Source organism: Paenirhizobium cremeum (genome assembly GCF_022884085.1).
GTDB lineage: Bacteria > Pseudomonadota > Alphaproteobacteria > Rhizobiales > Rhizobiaceae > Allorhizobium > Allorhizobium cremeum.
This window is the reverse complement of the sequence record NZ_JAGGCS010000010.1, coordinates 145,399-162,790: the sequence shown is the minus strand read 5'-3', so window position 1 is coordinate 162,790 and position 17,392 is coordinate 145,399. Positions and strand designations below refer to the sequence as shown.

General features: G+C 62.3%; 19 protein-coding genes. 4 read left to right on the top strand and 15 right to left on the bottom strand.

The features are described 5' to 3' along the window. Positions 1-31: 31 nt before the first annotated feature. Positions 32-1,069, bottom strand: a complete 1,038-nt coding sequence (locus J5N58_RS18315; RefSeq protein WP_113466894.1) for a sulfate ABC transporter substrate-binding protein — start codon at positions 1,067-1,069, stop codon at positions 32-34. Positions 1,070-1,320: 251 nt separating this feature from the next. Further along, positions 1,321-1,770, bottom strand: coding sequence for an RrF2 family transcriptional regulator (locus J5N58_RS18310; protein WP_244712107.1), 450 nt, complete (start codon positions 1,768-1,770; stop codon positions 1,321-1,323). Positions 1,771-2,102: 332 nt separating this feature from the next. Here J5N58_RS18310 and J5N58_RS18305 point away from each other — a divergent pair, with 332 nt between their 5' ends. The 3 genes from J5N58_RS18305 to cysN all read left to right on the top strand — a co-directional run bounded on the left by J5N58_RS18305 (position 2,103) and on the right by cysN (position 5,345). Continuing rightward, positions 2,103-2,852 (top strand): phosphoadenylyl-sulfate reductase, encoded by a 750-nt coding sequence (locus J5N58_RS18305; protein ID WP_244712105.1) that lies wholly within the window; start codon positions 2,103-2,105, stop codon positions 2,850-2,852. A 62-nt stretch (positions 2,853-2,914) separates the two neighbouring features. Then, positions 2,915-3,865 carry a sulfate adenylyltransferase subunit CysD gene (gene cysD / locus J5N58_RS18300; RefSeq protein ID WP_112831168.1) on the top strand — a complete coding sequence of 317 codons (951 nt, stop codon included), beginning with the start codon at positions 2,915-2,917 and terminating at the stop codon, positions 3,863-3,865. Position 3,866: 1 nt separating this feature from the next. After that, the gene (gene cysN / locus J5N58_RS18295) at positions 3,867-5,345 is read left to right on the top strand and encodes a sulfate adenylyltransferase subunit CysN (RefSeq protein ID WP_244712103.1); all 1,479 of its coding nucleotides are present in this window, start codon (positions 3,867-3,869) and stop codon (positions 5,343-5,345) included. A 338-nt stretch (positions 5,346-5,683) separates the two neighbouring features. Here cysN and J5N58_RS18290 read toward each other — a convergent pair whose 3' ends face one another. The 4 genes from J5N58_RS18290 to J5N58_RS18275 form a co-directional block, all read right to left on the bottom strand. Then, positions 5,684-5,992 carry a Dabb family protein gene (locus J5N58_RS18290; RefSeq protein ID WP_113439769.1) on the bottom strand — a complete coding sequence of 103 codons (309 nt, stop codon included), beginning with the start codon at positions 5,990-5,992 and terminating at the stop codon, positions 5,684-5,686. A gap of 158 nt (positions 5,993-6,150) precedes the next feature. After that, entirely contained in the window at positions 6,151-6,621 is a 471-nt protein-coding gene (rnhA, locus tag J5N58_RS18285; RefSeq protein WP_112831164.1) for a ribonuclease HI, read from the bottom strand. Beyond that, a complete protein-coding gene (locus tag J5N58_RS18280; RefSeq protein ID WP_244712101.1) occupies positions 6,618-7,583 on the bottom strand; it encodes a homoserine kinase in 966 nt (321 codons plus the stop codon). The genes rnhA and J5N58_RS18280 overlap by 4 nt, the downstream gene beginning before the upstream one ends. 133 nt (positions 7,584-7,716) lie before the next feature. After that, positions 7,717-8,685 (bottom strand): AraC family transcriptional regulator, encoded by a 969-nt coding sequence (locus tag J5N58_RS18275; protein WP_244712099.1) that lies wholly within the window; start codon positions 8,683-8,685, stop codon positions 7,717-7,719. A 122-nt stretch (positions 8,686-8,807) separates the two neighbouring features. Here J5N58_RS18275 and J5N58_RS18270 point away from each other — a divergent pair, with 122 nt between their 5' ends. Then, the gene (locus J5N58_RS18270) at positions 8,808-9,740 is read left to right on the top strand and encodes an SDR family oxidoreductase (RefSeq protein ID WP_244712097.1); all 933 of its coding nucleotides are present in this window, start codon (positions 8,808-8,810) and stop codon (positions 9,738-9,740) included. A gap of 500 nt (positions 9,741-10,240) precedes the next feature. Here J5N58_RS18270 and ispH read toward each other — a convergent pair whose 3' ends face one another. The 9 genes from ispH to ctaD all read right to left on the bottom strand — a co-directional run bounded on the left by ispH (position 10,241) and on the right by ctaD (position 17,375). Further along, a complete protein-coding gene (gene ispH / locus J5N58_RS18265; protein ID WP_112829640.1) occupies positions 10,241-11,245 on the bottom strand; it encodes a 4-hydroxy-3-methylbut-2-enyl diphosphate reductase in 1,005 nt (334 codons plus the stop codon). Then, entirely contained in the window at positions 11,245-11,613 is a 369-nt protein-coding gene (locus tag J5N58_RS18260; protein WP_113439466.1) for a DUF1304 domain-containing protein, read from the bottom strand. Before J5N58_RS18260 ends, ispH begins: the two co-directional genes overlap by 1 nt. Positions 11,614-11,650: 37 nt before the next feature. Next, positions 11,651-12,319, bottom strand: a complete 669-nt coding sequence (locus J5N58_RS18255; RefSeq protein WP_244712171.1) for an SURF1 family protein — start codon at positions 12,317-12,319, stop codon at positions 11,651-11,653. 70 nt (positions 12,320-12,389) lie between these two features. Continuing rightward, a complete protein-coding gene (locus J5N58_RS18250) occupies positions 12,390-12,773 on the bottom strand; it encodes a DUF983 domain-containing protein (RefSeq protein WP_112829643.1) in 384 nt (127 codons plus the stop codon). 173 nt (positions 12,774-12,946) lie between these two features. Then, complete coding sequence (locus J5N58_RS18245) at positions 12,947-13,825, bottom strand: cytochrome c oxidase subunit 3 (protein WP_112829644.1); 879 nt, start codon at positions 13,823-13,825, stop codon at positions 12,947-12,949. 58 nt (positions 13,826-13,883) lie between these two features. Continuing rightward, the gene (locus tag J5N58_RS18240) at positions 13,884-14,486 is read right to left on the bottom strand and encodes a cytochrome c oxidase assembly protein (protein ID WP_244712169.1); all 603 of its coding nucleotides are present in this window, start codon (positions 14,484-14,486) and stop codon (positions 13,884-13,886) included. 22 nt (positions 14,487-14,508) lie between these two features. Then, positions 14,509-14,646 (bottom strand): hypothetical protein, encoded by a 138-nt coding sequence (locus J5N58_RS18235; RefSeq protein ID WP_112829646.1) that lies wholly within the window; start codon positions 14,644-14,646, stop codon positions 14,509-14,511. Beyond that, positions 14,646-15,602 (bottom strand): heme o synthase, encoded by a 957-nt coding sequence (locus J5N58_RS18230; protein WP_113340390.1) that lies wholly within the window; start codon positions 15,600-15,602, stop codon positions 14,646-14,648. The genes J5N58_RS18235 and J5N58_RS18230 overlap by 1 nt, the downstream gene beginning before the upstream one ends. 99 nt (positions 15,603-15,701) lie before the next feature. After that, positions 15,702-17,375, bottom strand: a complete 1,674-nt coding sequence (gene ctaD, locus J5N58_RS18225; RefSeq protein WP_113437460.1) for a cytochrome c oxidase subunit I — start codon at positions 17,373-17,375, stop codon at positions 15,702-15,704. Positions 17,376-17,392 lie beyond the last annotated feature (17 nt).

Here is a 17,392-nt window from a genome sequence, read left to right as displayed (position 1 = left end):
TCGGGGCCTGCCGTTCGGGAGGATCGTCGATTTATTTGGCGGGCTTGTAGATCTGGTCGAAGATGCCGCCGTCGCCGAAGTGGGTCGGCTGCGCCTTGGCCCAACCGCCAAAGATCGGATCGTCGATGGTGACGAGATCGAGCTTCGGCAGCTTCAACTGGTCGGCGGGAACGAGTTCCGGCTTTGACGGGCGGTAGAAGTGCTTGGCGGCGATCGTCTGGCCTTCGGCCGAGTAGAGATATTCGAGATAGGCGTCAGCGACCTTGCGGGTGCCCTTGGCGTCGGCATTGCCGTCGACGACGGTGACCGGCGGCTCAGCCAGGATCGAGAGCTTCGGCACGACGATGTCGAAGCTGTCCTCGCCGAATTCGGCGCCGGCGAGATAGGCCTCGTTTTCCCAGGCGATCAGCACGTCGCCGATTTCGCGCTGGGCAAAGGTGACCGTCGAACCGCGGGCGCCGGTATCGAGGACCGGAGCGCGCTTGTAGAGCTCGGCGATATATTCCTTGATCTTGGTCTCGTCGCCGTTGAACTCCTTGTTCGCCCAGGCCCAGGCGGCCAGATAGTTCCAGCGGGCGCCGCCCGAGGTCTTCGGGTTCGGCGTGACGATCTGCACGTCGCCCTTCACGAGATCGCCCCAGTCGTGGATGCCCTTCGGGTTGCCCTTGCGGACCAGGAAGACGATGGTGGAGGTGTAAGGAGAGGAATTGTTGGGCAGGCGTTTGCGCCAGTCCGCCGGGATCTTGTTCGTCGCCTTGGCGATGGCGTCGATGTCGCCTTCGAGAGCGAGCGTCACCACGTCGGCATCAAGGCCGTCGATAACGGAACGGGCCTGCTTGCCGGAACCGCCATGGGATTGCTGGATGGTAACGGTCTCGCCGGTTTCGGCTTTCCAGTGCTTGGCGAAGGCGGCGTTGTATTCCTTGTAGAACTCGCGCGTCGGGTCATACGACACATTGAGGAGCGTCGTGTCCGCGTAAGCCATGGTGGCGGCGCTTGCGCTCAGGGAGAGACCGACCAGAAGGCCGCTTACCTGTTTCAGAAAGCCGTTCTTCAGAAAGCTGTTCATGGCACTCGTTCCTTTCCTCGTTATCCCTATCGTTAACTCTACCGGTCAGGTCGTGTTAGTCAACGCGGCCGGAAAAATAGCAAAACAGTACCTCCATGCTGTGTCGGCCGGAAAATGATGGCCCAAGATGCGCATCTTCGGCGGAGAAAATCGTTCGCCAAAGCGGCCTTCCGCAGAAAAACCGCTTTCGCAAAATTGCACACAAACACGCTTCGACGACAGTTTTTTGCGTTGCAGCGTTATTTCAGCGATCAATTCGTCGGTTCGGGAACGGTCGGCGATCCGGCATCCTCACCGAGCGCATCGGCGAATGTGGTGGAGAACAGCACGGCCCGGGTTTCGTCCGCCACACGGGCAAAGACGTGCCGGATTTCACAGTCGCTCTCGCCGTCGCAATCCTCGCATCGGCGATAGGCAGTGAGCGAAAGACAGGGCAAGGGCGCAATCGGTCCGTCGATCAGGCGCAGCACTTCGCCATAGGTGATCTCGGAGGCGGGACGCAACAGAAGGTAACCGCCCTGCTTTCCCCGGCGGCTTTCGACGAAGCCTGCCCGCTTCAGATCGAGAAGGATCTGCTCGAGAAACTTCTTCGGGATCTTCTGGCGGTCGGCGATATCGGAAATCTGCACGGGGTCGCCGGCATCCGCACGGGCCAGCACGGCCAGCGCCCGAAGCGCATATTTCGCCTTTTGGGAAATCATCTGGTATCACCACTCGACGCGGACACGTCTCCACATCCCGCCGGGATAAAGGAGTTCGTACGTTTTTTCAAATTCCTGCCCCCGTTCCGAACGGGTTTGCCTATCCCAACATTAAGTCTATTGATTTTGTAGAGATACTGCTTTATGACTTGGTTCCGCCGGCCCCCGACGTCCGGCACGAAAAACCGCCGCGCGACAAAACCGGGACGAATTCCCGTCTTTATTCGCGTGAAGAGAGATATTTGCTCTTCATCTTCGTCTGCTTGAAAGGCAATTCCTGTTCGCGCCCCGCGAAATACGGAATAATCCGAGCCATCAGCAGGAAGAGAATTATGAGCATTCAAAATTCCCCCGAAGCCATCGCATCCCTGGATACCGCTCTTGCCAAGGCCGATCTTACGGAACGGCTGCGTCTTGTTGCAGCGCTCGGCGGGCGCGCCGTCTTCACCACCAGCCTCGGCATCGAGGATCAGGTCATCACCGCGGCCATAGGGCTTGCCGGCCTGCCGATCGAGGTGGCGACGCTGGAGACCGGCCGGCTGTTCAAGGAAACGGTCGATCTGATCGCCGAGACCGAGGAACGCTTCGGCATCACCATCGCAAAGTTTCGGCCCGAACAGGACGACATCGACGCCTATGCGGCAAAATACGGCCTGAACGGCTTCTATGAAAGCGTCGAAGCCCGCCATGCCTGCTGTCATGTGCGCAAGCTGGTGCCGCTCGGCAAGGCGCTGGCCGGCGTCGCCGTCTGGGTCACTGGCCTGCGCCGCGCGCAATCGGGCAACCGCGCCACAACGCCGTTTGCCGAATACGATGCGGAGCGCAACCTCATCAAGGTGAACCCGCTGGCCGACTGGTCGATCGAAGACATCAACGCTTATGTCGAGGCCCAGGCGGTTCCGACCAATCCGCTGCACAAGCGCGGTTATCCCTCCATCGGGTGCGAGCCCTGCACGCGGGCGATCAAGCCGGGCGAACCGGAACGCGCGGGGCGCTGGTGGTGGGAGAACGACGAAAAGCGCGAATGCGGTCTGCACGTGCCCGAAGCGGCGGCAACGCCGATAGCCTCCACCATCGCCTGAGCAAACAAGCCACAAGGGCAACCGAGAACGGATCCGGCCTTACGGATCAACAGGACAGTACAATGCACCATTCCGAGTTCGATCCGCATTCCAAGGACACGCCGGCCAAGCCGCCGCTCGATCCGCATCTGAAGGCGCTGGAAAACGAGGCCATCCACATCTTCCGGGAGGTGGCCGCCGAGTTCGACAAGCCGGTCATGCTCTATTCCATCGGCAAGGACAGTTCCGTGCTGCTGCATCTGGCGCGCAAGGCCTTCTATCCGGGCCGGGTGCCGTTCCCGCTGCTGCATGTCGACACCGGCTGGAAGTTCAGGGAAATGATCGCGTTTCGCGACGAGATGGTGGAGCGTTACGATCTCGACCTGATCGTGCACACCAATCCACGCGGTGCGGCTGAGAACATCACGCCCTTCACCCACGGTTCGGCGCTCTATACCGACATCATGAAGACCGAGGCGCTGCGCCAAGCGCTCGACGCCGGCCAGTTCGATGCCGCCTTCGGCGGCGCTCGCCGCGACGAGGAGGCAAGCCGCGCCAAGGAGCGCATCTACTCCTTCCGTACGCCCGACCACCGCTGGGACCCGCGCAACCAGCGCCCGGAACTGTGGAACATCTATAATGGCATGATCCGCAAGGGCGAGAGCGTTCGCGCCTTCCCGCTGTCCAACTGGACCGAGGTTGATATCTGGCGCTACATCCAGGCGGAAGACATTCCGCTGGTGCCGCTCTACTACGCCGCAAAGCGCCCCTTCGTCGAACGCGACGGCATGATGATCCTCGCCGAGGACCCGCGGCTCGAACTCCTGCCCGGCGAAGTGAAGCAGGAAGGCATGATCCGCTTCCGCACACTCGGCTGCTTCCCGCTTACCGGCGCCATCCGCTCGCACGCAACGACGCTGGAAGACGTGATCGCCGAGCTTGAAATCGCAACCGTGTCCGAGCGCCAGGGCCGGGCCATCGACCGCGACCAGTCGGGTTCGATGGAGAAGAAGAAACGCGAAGGATATTTCTGAGATGACCGCAAGCGTAACCGTACTCGCCACAGCGCTTCCCGAGGCACAGCCGGCTCCCGTCACCCGCGATTCGCGGCCGCTGAGGCTCATCACCTGCGGCTCGGTGGACGACGGCAAGTCGACGCTGATCGGCCGTCTCCTGTGGGACACCAAGGCGGTCAAGGAAGACCAGGCCGCGACGCTGCGCCGGGAATCCTCCGGCAAGCAGAACGATCTCGGCCTGCCCGATTTCGCGCTGCTGCTCGATGGCCTGCAGGCCGAACGCGAACAGGGCATCACCATCGATGTCGCCTATCGCTATTTCTCCTCGGAGAAGCGCTCGTTCATCGTCGCCGACACGCCCGGCCACGAGCAGTATACCCGCAACATGGCAACCGGCGCCTCGACCGCCGATCTCGCCGTGCTGCTCGTCGATGCGCGCGCCGGCCTTCTGGAGCAGACCCGCCGCCACGCCACCATCGCCTCGCTGATGGGGATCAAGCAGTTCGTTCTGGCGGTCAACAAGATCGACCTGACCAATTACGACCGCGCCGGCTTCGAGGCGATCTCGAACGAATTCCGCACGCTCGCTCTTTCGCTCGGCGTGCGCCAGGTCACGGCCATTCCGATGTCGGCGCTGAAGGGCGAAAACGTCGTCTATTCCGGCGATGCCGTCATGCCCTGGTATGACGGTCCGACGCTGGTCGAAGCGCTGGAACTCGCCACGCTGCGTTCGGCCCAGACCACCGGGTTCCGCCTTCCCGTGCAGCGGGTCAGCCGTCCGGGCGAAAGCTTCCGCGGCTATCAGGGCACGGTTGCCGGCGGCGCGGTGAAGCCGGGCGATGGCGTCGCCATCCTGCCGTCGGGTCAGATCGCCAACGTCAAGCAGATCGTCACCTTCGACCTCGTGCGCAACGCCGCCGTCGCGGGCGACGCCATCACGCTGGTGCTCGACCGTCAGGTCGACGTTTCGCGCGGCGACATGATCGTCTCGCTCGACAGCCAGCCGCAGACGGGCCTTGCCTTCGACGCGCAGATCGTGGCGCTGCAGCCGGACGGCATCCAGCCGGGCAAGCGCTACTGGCTGAAGAGCGGTTCGCGCCGCCAGCGTGTTGTGGTGCAGCCGGTCTCCCAGCTCGACCTGAAGTCGGGCAAGTGGAACCACGCCGAGGCGCTGCCGATGAACGCCATCGGCAAGGTTCATCTCGCCTTCGACGAAACCGCGATCTTCGACCCTTATGAACAGAACCGGGCGACCGGCGCCTTCATCCTGATCGATCCGGACACCAACAACACGGTGGCCGGCGGCATGGTGACGGCGAAGCGTTCCGACCTCGGCGCGCTGAATGCCAATGATGGCCGGGTCATCCTGTCGCTGCCGGCCGACCTCGCCGAACAGCTTATGGCGACCGAACTGCTCGCCAGCCGCCGCGACGAAGTGGAGACGCGCCGCATCACCAACGCGGCCGCCCGCGACCTGTTCGACGGGCTGGAAGGGTAATCATCCCGTTCTGCGGGATTTGCGGCGGGTAGCGAAAGCTAGCCGCCGTCAGACTGCTGACAAACACCCTTTCAGATTGTTTTTTGTGACGACAGTGCCACGTCCACTGTCGTCATTCCGGCCTTGAGCCGGAATCCAGCGCGATCAAGTCCTTGATCGCAAGAGAGTCTTTTGCGCGATCGACATCGCGCAGCTGGATGCCGGAACAAGTCCGGCATGACGGAGAAGGGTGCGTCAGGGATCAATAAAGACCTTTGTCAGCAGTCAGGCGGCGGGTGGCGATAGCTGCCCGCCGTTTTCGTTGTACGAAGCCCTTCAGGGCAGAAGTGGACTATGCCTTACACCACCATGTCGAACACGAGCACGCCCGACAGTCCGCCATCGGTGGCGCGGACGATCCGTTCGCCGGCTGCGATGTGGTCGGGATGGCGGAGGTAATAGTCGCGCACCGTCTCGTCCTCGAAGGTGACGACGAAGCCGTCGAGATAGCCGCCGTTCAGCCCTTCCGGCGAAACATTCGGCCCGTATTTCACGTCGATCATGCCGGGCACGACCTCCTTCAGCGCAACGATGGCATCGTAGATCGCCTGCTTTTCGGCGGCTTGCGTGGCGGCCTTGAAACGCAGGAACACGCTGTGCTGAATCATGGATGTCTCCCTTCCTTGTCGTTGGCCGAAGGATAGGGAGAATGGTCCGGTTGGCAAGGCGGGAATGCGACGCGGGGGTTCGTTCGCGGCAACGACCAGTGCGGGTGCGCGGCGGGGACGCCGAAGATCGTTGTTTTCGCCCGATCACGGACGGACGTTCACTTGCCCTGCAACAGCGCCTTGCCGAGATTGGGTTTCTTGAAGGGTTCCATGCCCTTTCGGGCGAGTTCGTCGGCGCGTTCGTTTTCCGGGTGGCCGGCATGGCCCTTGACCCAGTGCAGCGTCACCTTGTGCCTGTTGCGGGCTTCCTCAAGCTGCTGCCAGAGTTCGGCATTCTTCACCGGCTTCTTGTCGGCGGTCTTCCAGCCGTTCTTCTTCCAGCCGAAAATCCACTTGGAAATGCCGTCCTTCACATAGGCGCTGTCGGTGTAGAGATCGACCTCGCAAGGGCTCTTCAGGGCGTTCAGCGCGGAGATCGCGGCCATCAGTTCCATGCGGTTATTGGTGGTCTCGGCCTCGCCGCCGAAGAGTTCCTTCTCGGTCTCGCCATAACGCAGGATCGCGCCCCAGCCGCCGGGGCCGGGATTTCCAGAGCATGCGCCATCGGTGAAGATATCAACGTGCTTCATGCGCGAAGTCCATATTCGGCGGCAGATGCGACCTGCCGGTGGAAGCGCAGCTTCTTCAGGTATTCGAGCGGGTCCTTCTTCACCACCAGTGCGCCTTCCGGCGTGGTCAGCCAGTCATAGAGGCGCGTCAGGAAGAAGCGCAGCGCCGAGCCGCGCGACAGGATCGGCAGCGCCGCCGCCTCGGCTTGCGAGAGCGGCCGCACCGACTGGTAGCCCTCGATCATCGCCATGCCCTTGGTGACGTTATAGGCGCCATCCTTTTCGAAGCACCAGGCGTTGATGCAGATCGACAGGTCGTAGACGAGGAAATCGTTGCAGGCGAAATAGAAGTCGATCAGGCCGGACAACTCGTCTTCCAGGAAGAACACGTTGTCGGGGAAAAGGTCGGCATGGATGACGCCTTCCGGCAGGTCCTTCGGCCAGTTTTCGGCAAGGAAGGCGATCTCGCCGCCGATCTCGCCTTCCAGCCCCTTCTCCACCTCGTCGGCGCGGTCCTTCGACTTCGCCCACAGTGTCTTCCAGCCTTCGAGCGACAGCGCGTTGGGGCGTTTCAAGGTGAAGCCTTCGCCCGCAACATGCATCTGGGCGAGCGCCTTGCCGACTTCACGGCAATGCTTCGCCTCCGGCTTTCTGAGCCACATGCCTTCGAGGAAGGAAATAAGCGCCGCCGGGCGGCCGGAGAGCTCCCCTAAAAGAGCACCATCCTTGCGCGGCAGGGGCAGCGGGCAGGACAGCCCGCGATCGGCGAGATGATGCATCAGGCCGAGGAAGAAGGGCAGATCGTTCTTCTCCACGCGCTTTTCATAAAGCGTCAGGATCAGCGGTCCCTTCGAAGTGTGCAGCAGGAAATTGGAATTCTCCACGCCCTCGGCGATGCCCTTGTAGGACAGGAGTTCGCCCGCTTCGTATTCGGCGAGAAACGCCTTGAGGTCGGTTTCGGTGATATCGGTATAGACTGCCACTTCTTATGTCCCGCGATCCGTTCCGTGCTGCCGGCAATGATAGCGCAAGGCATACACAGGGGGATGGACGAGTGCCAGTCCCGGAACGACACGAGGCACAGGTTTCGGGGGCGGAAAAGAACGTCCGACCACGTCAAAAGGCAAGCGAGAGCGATACGTCCTTATCTTCCGTCTCCTTCGCCCACGCCTGCTCCCGGTCGCGGACATAGCTGCGCGGCGAGCAGCCCATGATCCGCTTGAACGCAGTGCTGAAGGCGGCTTCCGATTCATAACCCAACGCCGGCGCGATCAGCGAAACGGTGTCATCCGTGTTTTCCAGCCGGTCGCAGGCGAGCAGCATGCGCCATCGGGCCAGATAGTCTATCGGGGCGATGCCGACCATCTGCCTGAACCTTTCGGCAAAACTCGACCGCGACATGCCGGCGCGGGCGGCGAGCGCATCCAGCGTCCAGCGATGGCCGGGTTCTTCATGGATGGCGTTCATCGCCCTGCTCAACTGTCTGTCGGCCAGCGCGAAGAGCCAGCCCGCGCCGACGGATTTCGCTCCGTCTGCCAGATAGATCCGCAGTGCCTGCACCAGAAGCAGGTGGGCGAGATGCTGCAGCACGAGAAAGCTGCCAGGCCGTGGCTCGCGCATTTCCTGCATCATCCGCTCGACCGACCAGCGCAGCCCGGCCTCGCCCCGTTCGTCGCGGATGAGCACGATGGGCGGCAGGGCCTTCAGGAGAATGCCGGCATGCTGGCTTTCGAGCCCGAAACGGCTGCTGACAGCGGAAAAATCTCCGCCGTCGTTGATGCGGGTGACACGCCCCGGCTGCGCGGGCGAAAAGATCGAGGTGGCGGGAACGGGCGCCACATCGCCGCGGCTTGCCATGAGGAAGGGCCGGCCACTCGGCAGGAGCACGAAATCACCGGGGCCGAGCCACGCCCCTTCCGTCACGCCCTCCACCGACAGCAAGCACTCGCCGGCTGTGACCGCCACGCATTTTATGCCTTGCCGCTGATCCGGGAACTGGATCGCCCACGGCGCCGCAGCCTCGAAACCGGCGGAAAGATAGTTGTGCGGCTTCAGCAGCGACAGCACGTTTGACAGCGGGTCCATGGACACATCTCGGACGATCTGAAAGATAATGCGGATTATAACGCATAGATCGTCTCCAGCAATGCATTATTCTTTGTTCAACGCGGCAATTGGCAGCCGCGAAATCAGGAAGGACAGAGACCATGCGTATTTTCGTGACTGGAGCCACGGGCTTCGTCGGCTCCGCCGTCGTGCGGGAACTTATCGACGCCGGCTACAGGGTGACCGGGCTTGCCCGCTCCGATGCGGCCGCCGCATCGCTTCTTGCCGCAGGGGCGGAGGTGCATCGCGGCAATATCGAGGACCTGCAGAGCCTGGCAAGCGCTGCGGCGCTCGCGGACGGCGTCATCCATACCGGCTTCAACCACGACTTTTCAAAGTTCGCGGAGAACTGCGAGAACGACCGCTGGGCAATCACGGCGCTGGGTTCGGCGCTCGCCGGTTCGGAGCGGCCGCTGATCGTGACGTCGGGCACGGGCTTGCTCTCGGGGGATCGCCTTATCACCGAGGACGACATGCCCGTTTCCGGCACGATCCCGCGCGTGGCAACCGAGGATGCGGTGAATTCCGTCGCGGCGAAAGGCGTTCGCGTGGCGGTGGTGCGGCTTCCGCCCTCCGTGCATGGCGACGGCGATCACGGCTTCGTGCCGCTTCTCATCGACATGGCGCGCAAGACCGGCGTTTCCGCCTATATTGGCGAGGGCACGAACCACTGGGCGGCGGTGCACCGGCTCGACGCGGCGAAAGCCTTCCGGCTGGCTTTCGAAAACGCCGCCACGGGCGCGCGCTATCACGCCGTCGGCGAGGAAGGCATACCCTTCCGCTCCATCGCCGAGGTGATCGGCCGCCGCCTCGATATACCGGTGGTCGGCAAGTCAGCGGAGGAAGCGGCAGAGCATTTCGGCTGGTTCCGGCATTTCGCCGCGATCGACAACCGGGTCTCCAGCGAGTGGACACGGAACGCTCTCGGATGGCAGCCGACCCAGCCGGGCCTGCTCGCCGACATCGACAGGTCGGCCTATTTCCCGGTTCACGAGGAGGTCGCCCGGCAGGGTGCCGGCGGATCTTTCCGTTAAGTGGCAGCTCTTCGGGGCTGGCATGCGGAAGCCTATCCCGGCCCTTCGCTAAGGCTCAGGGCGTTCGTTGCTAAAAACGATTCCCTGGATCGTTTTTCCGGCTGCGCGGGATGGGAATACGCGGAACCGTAGCCCGGCCCTTCGCTCAGGCTCAGGGCGTTCGTTGCTAAAAACGATTCCCTGGATCGTTTTTCCGGCTGCGCGGGATGGGAATACGCGGAACCGTAGCCCGGCCCTTCGCTCAGGCTCAGGGCGTTCGTTGCTAAAAACGATTCACTGGATCGTTTTTCCGGCTGCGCGGGATGGGAATACGCGGAAACGTAGCCCGGCCCTTCGCTAAGGCTCAGGGCGTTCGTTGCTAAAAACGATTCACTGGATCGTTTTTCCGGCTGCGCGGGATGGGAATACGCGGAAACGTAGCCCGGCCCTTCGCTAAGGCTCAGGGCGTTCGTTGCTAAAAACGATTCACTGGATCGTTTTTCCGGCTGCGCCGTCGCAACTCACCCATTCACCCAGGCCATGTCCTGGTGGGTGAGTTCGATCGAGCGCAGTTCACGATTGACGAGGAAATGCTCGTTCTCGATGGAAAATTCGGCAAGCTCGACGGTGGTGTCGTAGCGTGCCTTGAAGGCCTCGATGATCTCGTTGACGATGACCTCGGGGGCGGAGGCGCCGGCCGAAAGACCGACTGTGCGGATCGGTCCGACGGCATCCCAGTCGATTTCGGAAGCGCGTTGCACCAATAACGACTGTTTCGCGCCGGCCTTCAGCGCCACTTCGACCAGTCGCTTGGAGTTGGACGAATTCGGCGCACCGACGATCAGGAAAAGGTCGCAGCCGGGGGCCGCCTGCTTGACGGCCTCCTGCCGGTTGGTCGTGGCATAGCAGATGCTGTCGGCGGAGGGGTCGCTCAGATTGGGAAAGCGTTCGCGCAGCCTGGCGATGACGCCGACCGTATCGTCCACCGAAAGAGTGGTCTGGGTGACATAGCCGAGATTGTCTGGATCGGCCGGCTGGTAGGCATCGGCATCCTCCACGGTCTCGATCAGCGAAACCGTGCCTTCAGGCAACTGGCCCATGGTGCCGATCACCTCCGGATGGCCGGCATGGCCGATCAGGATCACATGGCGGCCGAGACGCTGGTGGCGCATGGCCTGCTTGTGCACCTTCGACACCAGCGGACAGGTGGCATCGAGATAAAAGAGGTTTCGGGCGGCCGCATCGGCGGGGACTGATTTCGGCACGCCATGGGCGGAAAAGACGACCGGCTGGGCGCGATGCTCTTCCGGGATCTCGTCCAGTTCCTCGACGAAGACGGCGCCCTTGGCCTCCAGCCCCTCGACCACGTAACGGTTGTGCACGATCTCGTGTCGCACATAGACCGGCGCACCATAGCCCTTCAGCGCCAGCACGACGATCTGGATGGCGCGGTCCACGCCGGCGCAGAAGCCGCGGGGCCCGCAAAGCCTAATCGTCAGGGGCGGTCGGGAGACATTCACATTCATCAATGGCCTGCCAGAAGCACGAGGATCAGGGTAATCACGGCTGGAAGCGCCTGGATGTACAGGATCTTCCGCGATGCCGTCACGCTTCCATATAGGCCAGCAACGAACACACAGCCAAGGAAAAACAGCTTGAGCTGAAACGCAAATTCCGGTGAGGGATGAGCAAGCGACCAGAACAGGCCGAGCGCCAGAAAGCCGTTATAGAGACCCTGATTGGCGGCAAGAACCTTCGTCGCCTCCGCCTGTTGCGGCTTCATCGCGAAGGCCTTCAGCCCCGCCGGCTTCGTCCAGAAAAACATCTCCAGCACGAGAATATAGACATGTTCGAGCGCCACGAGCGCGACGAGACTATTGGCGATGACGGTCACGGTTTTCTCTCCCCTTCGGCCGGCGACAGCGGGCCGCTCAGTTCCTGCGGCGAACATAGGCGAAGGCGGCGACTAGCGCCAATGCCAAGGCTAGCCCATACCAGGTGATCGCATATTGCAGATGGCTGTTCGGCAGATCGACCTGGGTGACGCCACCCCGCGGCAGGCCGCCCGGAACAGCGGTCGTATCCGCATCGAGGAAGAATGGCAGCACCTTGTCGGCCGGCAGGCCGACGCTTGCGGCCATGCGGTCGAGGTCCTTCCAGTAGAAGATGTTCTTCGCCTCGTCATTGTCCGGCACCATGAAACCGGGCTTGGCCAGGAGCCTTGCGCGCGCCAGACCCGAAACACTCTGCTCCCCCTCAAGCTCGCCTTGCGGCCGGGTTGCGGGTTCCTTCAGGTCATAGGGTACGAAGCCGCGATTGACGAAGAGATAGCGTCCATCGGCCAGAGCGAGCGGGGTATAGACGTAGAAGCCCGCCTGCCCCGCGAAGGTGGCGAGGAAATGCCGCTCCTTGTCGTTGAGATAGCGGCCAACTGCGCGGGCGGCGCGATAATCGACATCGCCGCCGTCGCGCAACACGCCCTCGACGCCCGCGACATCGAGCGGATCGGCATGACGCCGCGCCTCGATTTCGGCGATCAGCGCTTCCTTCCAATGAAGCCTCCGAACCTGCCAGGTGCCGAGCGAAAGGAGAATGGCCATGGCGACCGCCACCGCAACGGCGCTCACGGCGAAACGCCAGCCTCCTCGCCTCCGGGTGACGGCACCGGTCTCAGCCACGGTCGATCGTTCCCGGCGCGGCATTGTTCTTGTACTGCAGCGCGATCAGGAGCGCCTTGATGGTCCGAAGCAGCCAGATCGACACGAAGATCGCCAGCGGGCCGAACAGCACGAAATGCAGCCAAACCGGCGGCTGGTAGTTGATCTCGGTCCAGACCGCCAGGCCCACCACGATGAGATCGGCCAGCAGGATGACGAAAATCGCCGGCCCGTCGCCGGAATCGGCAAAGGAATAATCGAGGCCGCAATTGCTGCAGCGGGGCCTGAGCTTGGTCAGACCGTCGAACAGGCGCCCCTCACCGCAGCGCGGGCAGCATGCCTTCAGGCCGGCCTTCACGGGATCGACGGGGGCGAAATGGGCATTATCCTCGCTCATGATCTCTCTTCCATCTGCATGGCGGCTCACCCCATTTGGCGGCGCACGCTCCGGTCGGTTATACGTCCTGGCCGCCAAACCTCAAAATGCACGCCCTGTTCCGGTCCGAAGCGCGCTTCATGAAAAACGGCGCCCGCAGGCGCCGTCGTCTTTCCGTATTTCCTGAAGCGCAATCAGCCGTGGGCGATCGGCGCACCCCAGCCGCCCCAGATGTAGATCGCGAAGAACAGGAACAGCCAGACCACGTCGACGAAGTGCCAGTACCAGGCGGCCGCCTCGAAGCCGAAATGCTGCTTCGGCGTGAAATCGCCCTTGGCGGCACGCAGCAGGCAGACGGTCAGGAAGATCGTACCGACGATGACGTGGAAGCCGTGGAACCCGGTCGCCATGAAGAAGGTCGAGCCATAGATCGAATCCTTGAAGGCAAACGGAGCATGGGCATATTCATAGCCCTGCACGAAGGAGAAGAGCAGGCCAAGGGCGACCGTCAGCGCCAGGCCGTTAATCAGGCCCTTGCGATCGCCATGCAGCAGGGCATGGTGGGCCCAGGTGACGCAGGTGCCGGAGAGCAGCAGGATGACGGTGTTGTAGATCGGCAGATGCCAGGGATCGAGAACCTCGATACCCTTGGGCGGCCACTGGCCGCCGGTATATTCCATGCGGCTCGCCTGGATCGCCTCGTTGGTGAAGAGGCTCGCATCGAAGAACGCCCAGAACCAGGCCACGAAGAACATCACCTCGGAGGCGATGAACATAATCATGCCGTAGCGCAGATGCAGCGAAACGACACGGGTATGCGCACCTTCATGCGCTTCCTTGATGGTGTCCGCCCACCAGCCGATCATGGTGTAGAGAACAAGGACGAGGCCCATGTAAAACAGCCAGGGCTGGGCGAGTTCGAGGCCGAACAGCTTGAACGAGCCGCCGTTCAGGTAGCGCATATAGCCCACGCCACCGAAGGTCATGAGAAATGCGCCAAGCGAGGCCAAAGCAGGCCAGGAGCTTGGGGCAATGATGTGGTAGTCGTGATGTTTCTGGTGCGCTTCGGCCATTTCAGCAATCCCCGAATGTCAAAATTTCCATAAGGTCCGGCGGACCGGACCCCTCCTCTCATAATTTCGGCTTTTCTGCCCCACCCTGTTGCGGAGCCAGGGCCACCGGCTTCTCCCCCTTATCCGGATAGAAGGTGTAGGACAGCGTGATCGTGCCGATCTCCTTCGTCTCCACCGCCTCGGTAATGGCGGGATCGACGAAAAAGACGACCGGCATTTCCAGCGTCTCGCCCGGCTTCAGCTCCGTTTCCGTGAAGCAGAAGCACTGGACCTTGTTGAAGTATGCGGCGGCTTCCATCGGCGTGACGTTGAACACCGCCTGCCCCTTGGTCGCATAGGGCGAGCGATTGGTCGCGGTGTAGCTGATCTGGACGGTCTCGCCGATCCGCGGATCGATCGAGCGCTCGACCGGCTTGAAATCCCAGTTCAGGCCATTCGACACATTGGCGTCGAAGGTGACCTTGATCTTCTTGTCGAGGATGACATCGGAAACCTGCTCGACGCGCTTGGTCGTGCCGTTATAGCCGGTGACCTGGCAGAAAAGCCGGTAGAGCGGAACCGAGGCAAAGGACACGCCGACCATGCAGCCGACGAAAACGAGGCACGCGACGAGGATCGTGCCGTTGCCACGCTTTCCCTTGCCCGTCTCGTTCGTCGTCATCGTCAAGATCGCCCCTCCGCTCTCACTGGCCCATGTTGCCGATCTTGACCAGCGTCACGACGTAGAACAGCACCACCAGCGCCGCGAGCACCAGCCCGAGCGCGATGTTGCGCCCGCGGCGGGATTTCTTCTGCGCTTCGTTGAGCTTGACCGTTTCCATCAGGCGGCACCTCCGAACATGGCGGCAAGCGATGCGACGTAGTGGTCGACCAGCAGGCCCGAGAAGATCGCAAACAGGTAAACGATGGAGAAACCGAAGAGTTTCTTGGCCGGCATCATCTTCTCGTCCCCGTCAGGCATGCGCCAGACGGAGATGGAACAGAGCACCAGAAGCGCGCCGAGCACGCCGGCGAAGAGGCCGTACCAGAACGAGGAGAGGCCCGTCACGGTCGGAACGACGCCGGTGACGGCGGTGAGGACCGCATAAAGGGCGATCTGGCGCTTGGTGACGGTCTCGCCGGAGACATTCGGCAGCATCGGCACGCCGACCGCGCCGTAGTCGCGCATCTTGAAGAGAGCAAGCGCCCAGAAATGCGCCGGAGTCCACAGGAAGATGATGAGGAACAGAACGATGCTGTCGAGCGAAACGCCGCCGGTGACGCAGGCCCAGCCGATCATCGGCGGGAAGGCGCCGGCGGCGCCGCCGATGACGATGTTCTGCGGCGTCGAGCGCTTCAACCACATGGTGTAGACGACGGCATAGAAGAAAATGGTGAAGGCGAGCAATCCGGCTGCGAACCAGTTCACGGCGAGCCCGAGGATCGACACGGAAAAGACGGAAAGCACGAGGCCGAAGGCCAGCGCCTCGTTCGGCGCGATGCGGCCGGCGGGAATGGGGCGTGTCGCGGTGCGGCTCATGACGGCGTCGATATCGGCGTCATACCACATGTTCAGCGCACCGGAGGCACCGGCGCCGACCGCGATGCAGAGAATGGCGATGACGCCGAGAACGGGATTGATATGGCCCGGCGCCAGCACCAGGCCCGCAAACGCCGTGAAGACTACCAGGGACATGACGCGCGGCTTCAGGAGCGCGAAGAAATCGCGCGCACCGGCCTCCGAAAGGCGAACCTCGCCTTCGAACCCGAGCGTATCGCGATCGTCGATGACTGCCATTATCCCATGTCCTGTCTTTCGATCCCTTTCGGGCATTTCCTGCCGGGCGCCGCTCTACGAGGGAGCGGCGCCCGTTGTTCGTCAGGGCAGATGCCTGCCTTACTTGATCTTCGGCAGCTGTTCCCACTGGTGGTACGGCGGCGGCGAAGAGAGCTGCCATTCCAGCGTGGTGGCACCCTCGCCCCACGGATTGTCACCGGCAACACGCTTCTTGGCGAATGCCTCGAAGACGCTGAAGAGGAAGATCAGAACGCCGACACCCGAGAGGTAGGAACCGATCGAGGAAACGTAGTTCCAGCCGGCAAAGGCATCCGGATAGTCGATGTAGCGGCGCGGCATGCCGGCGAGCCCGAGGAAGTGCTGCGGGAAGAACACCATGTTCACGCCAATGAACATGACCCAGAAATGCAGCTTGCCGAGGAACTCGTTGTACATGTAGCCGCTCATCTTCGGGAACCAGTAGTACCAGGCGGCGAAGATGGCGAAGACGGCGCCGAGCGACAGAACGTAGTGGAAGTGAGCCACAACGTAATAGGTGTCGTGCAGCGAACGGTCGAGGCCGGCATTGGCGAGCTGGACGCCGGTGACGCCGCCCACGGTGAACAGGAAGATGAAGCCGATCGCCCAGACCATCGGGGTGCGGAAGGTGAGCGAGCCGCCCCACATCGTCGCAACCCAGGAGAAGATCTTGATGCCGGTCGGCACCGCGATAACCATGGTGGCGAAGAGGAAGTAGCGCTGCGCGGCGAGCGACAGACCGACCGTGTACATGTGGTGCGCCCACACGACGAAGCCGACGGCACCGATCGCGACCATGGCGTAGGCCATGCCGAGATAGCCGAAGACCGGCTTCTTCGAGAAGGTCGAGACGATGTGGCTGATGATGCCGAAGCCGGGCAGGATCAGGATGTAGACTTCCGGATGACCGAAGAACCAGAACAGGTGTTGGTAGAGGATCGGGTCGCCACCGCCTTCGGGCGCGAAGAAGGTCGTGCCGAAGTTGCGGTCGGTGAGGAGCATGGTGATGCCGCCAGCGAGAACCGGGAGCGACAGCAGCAGCAGGAAGGCGGTGACCAGGACGGCCCAGGCGAAGAGCGGCATCTTGTGCAGCGTCATGCCCGGAGCGCGCATGTTGAGAATGGTGGTGATGAAGTTGATCGCGCCAAGGATCGAGGACGCACCGGAAACGTGGAGCGCAAAGATCGCAAGGTCCACCGCCGGGCCGGGCTGGCCGGAGGTCGCAAGCGGCGGATACATGGTCCAGCCGCCGCCGACGCCATAGGCGCCTGCCGGTCCCTCGACGAACATCGAAAGCAGCAGAAGCAGGAAGGCCGGAACGATCAGCCAGAAGGAAATGTTGTTGAGGCGCGGGAAGGCCATGTCCGGAGCGCCGATCATGATCGGGATCATCCAGTTGGCGAAGCCGCCGATCAGCGCCGGCATGACCATGAAGAAGATCATGATGAGCGCGTGCGCCGTGGTGAAGACGTTGAACATGTGCTTGCCGCCGTCGATGGCAGCATCGCCCTCGAAGCCGTAGACCATGGAAGCCAGACCGTGGAAGATCTGGATGCCCGGCTCCTGCAGTTCGGCGCGCATGGCGATCGACAGCGCACCGCCGATGATGCCGGCGACGATCGCGAAGATCAGGTAGAGCGTGCCGATATCCTTGTGGTTGGTCGAACGCACCCAGCGGTCAAAGAAGCTTATCTTGTGGTCATGATGATCGTGGGCATCATGGGCGTGATCGTCGTGAGCAATAGTTCCAGCCATTGTCCTCACTCCTCCAA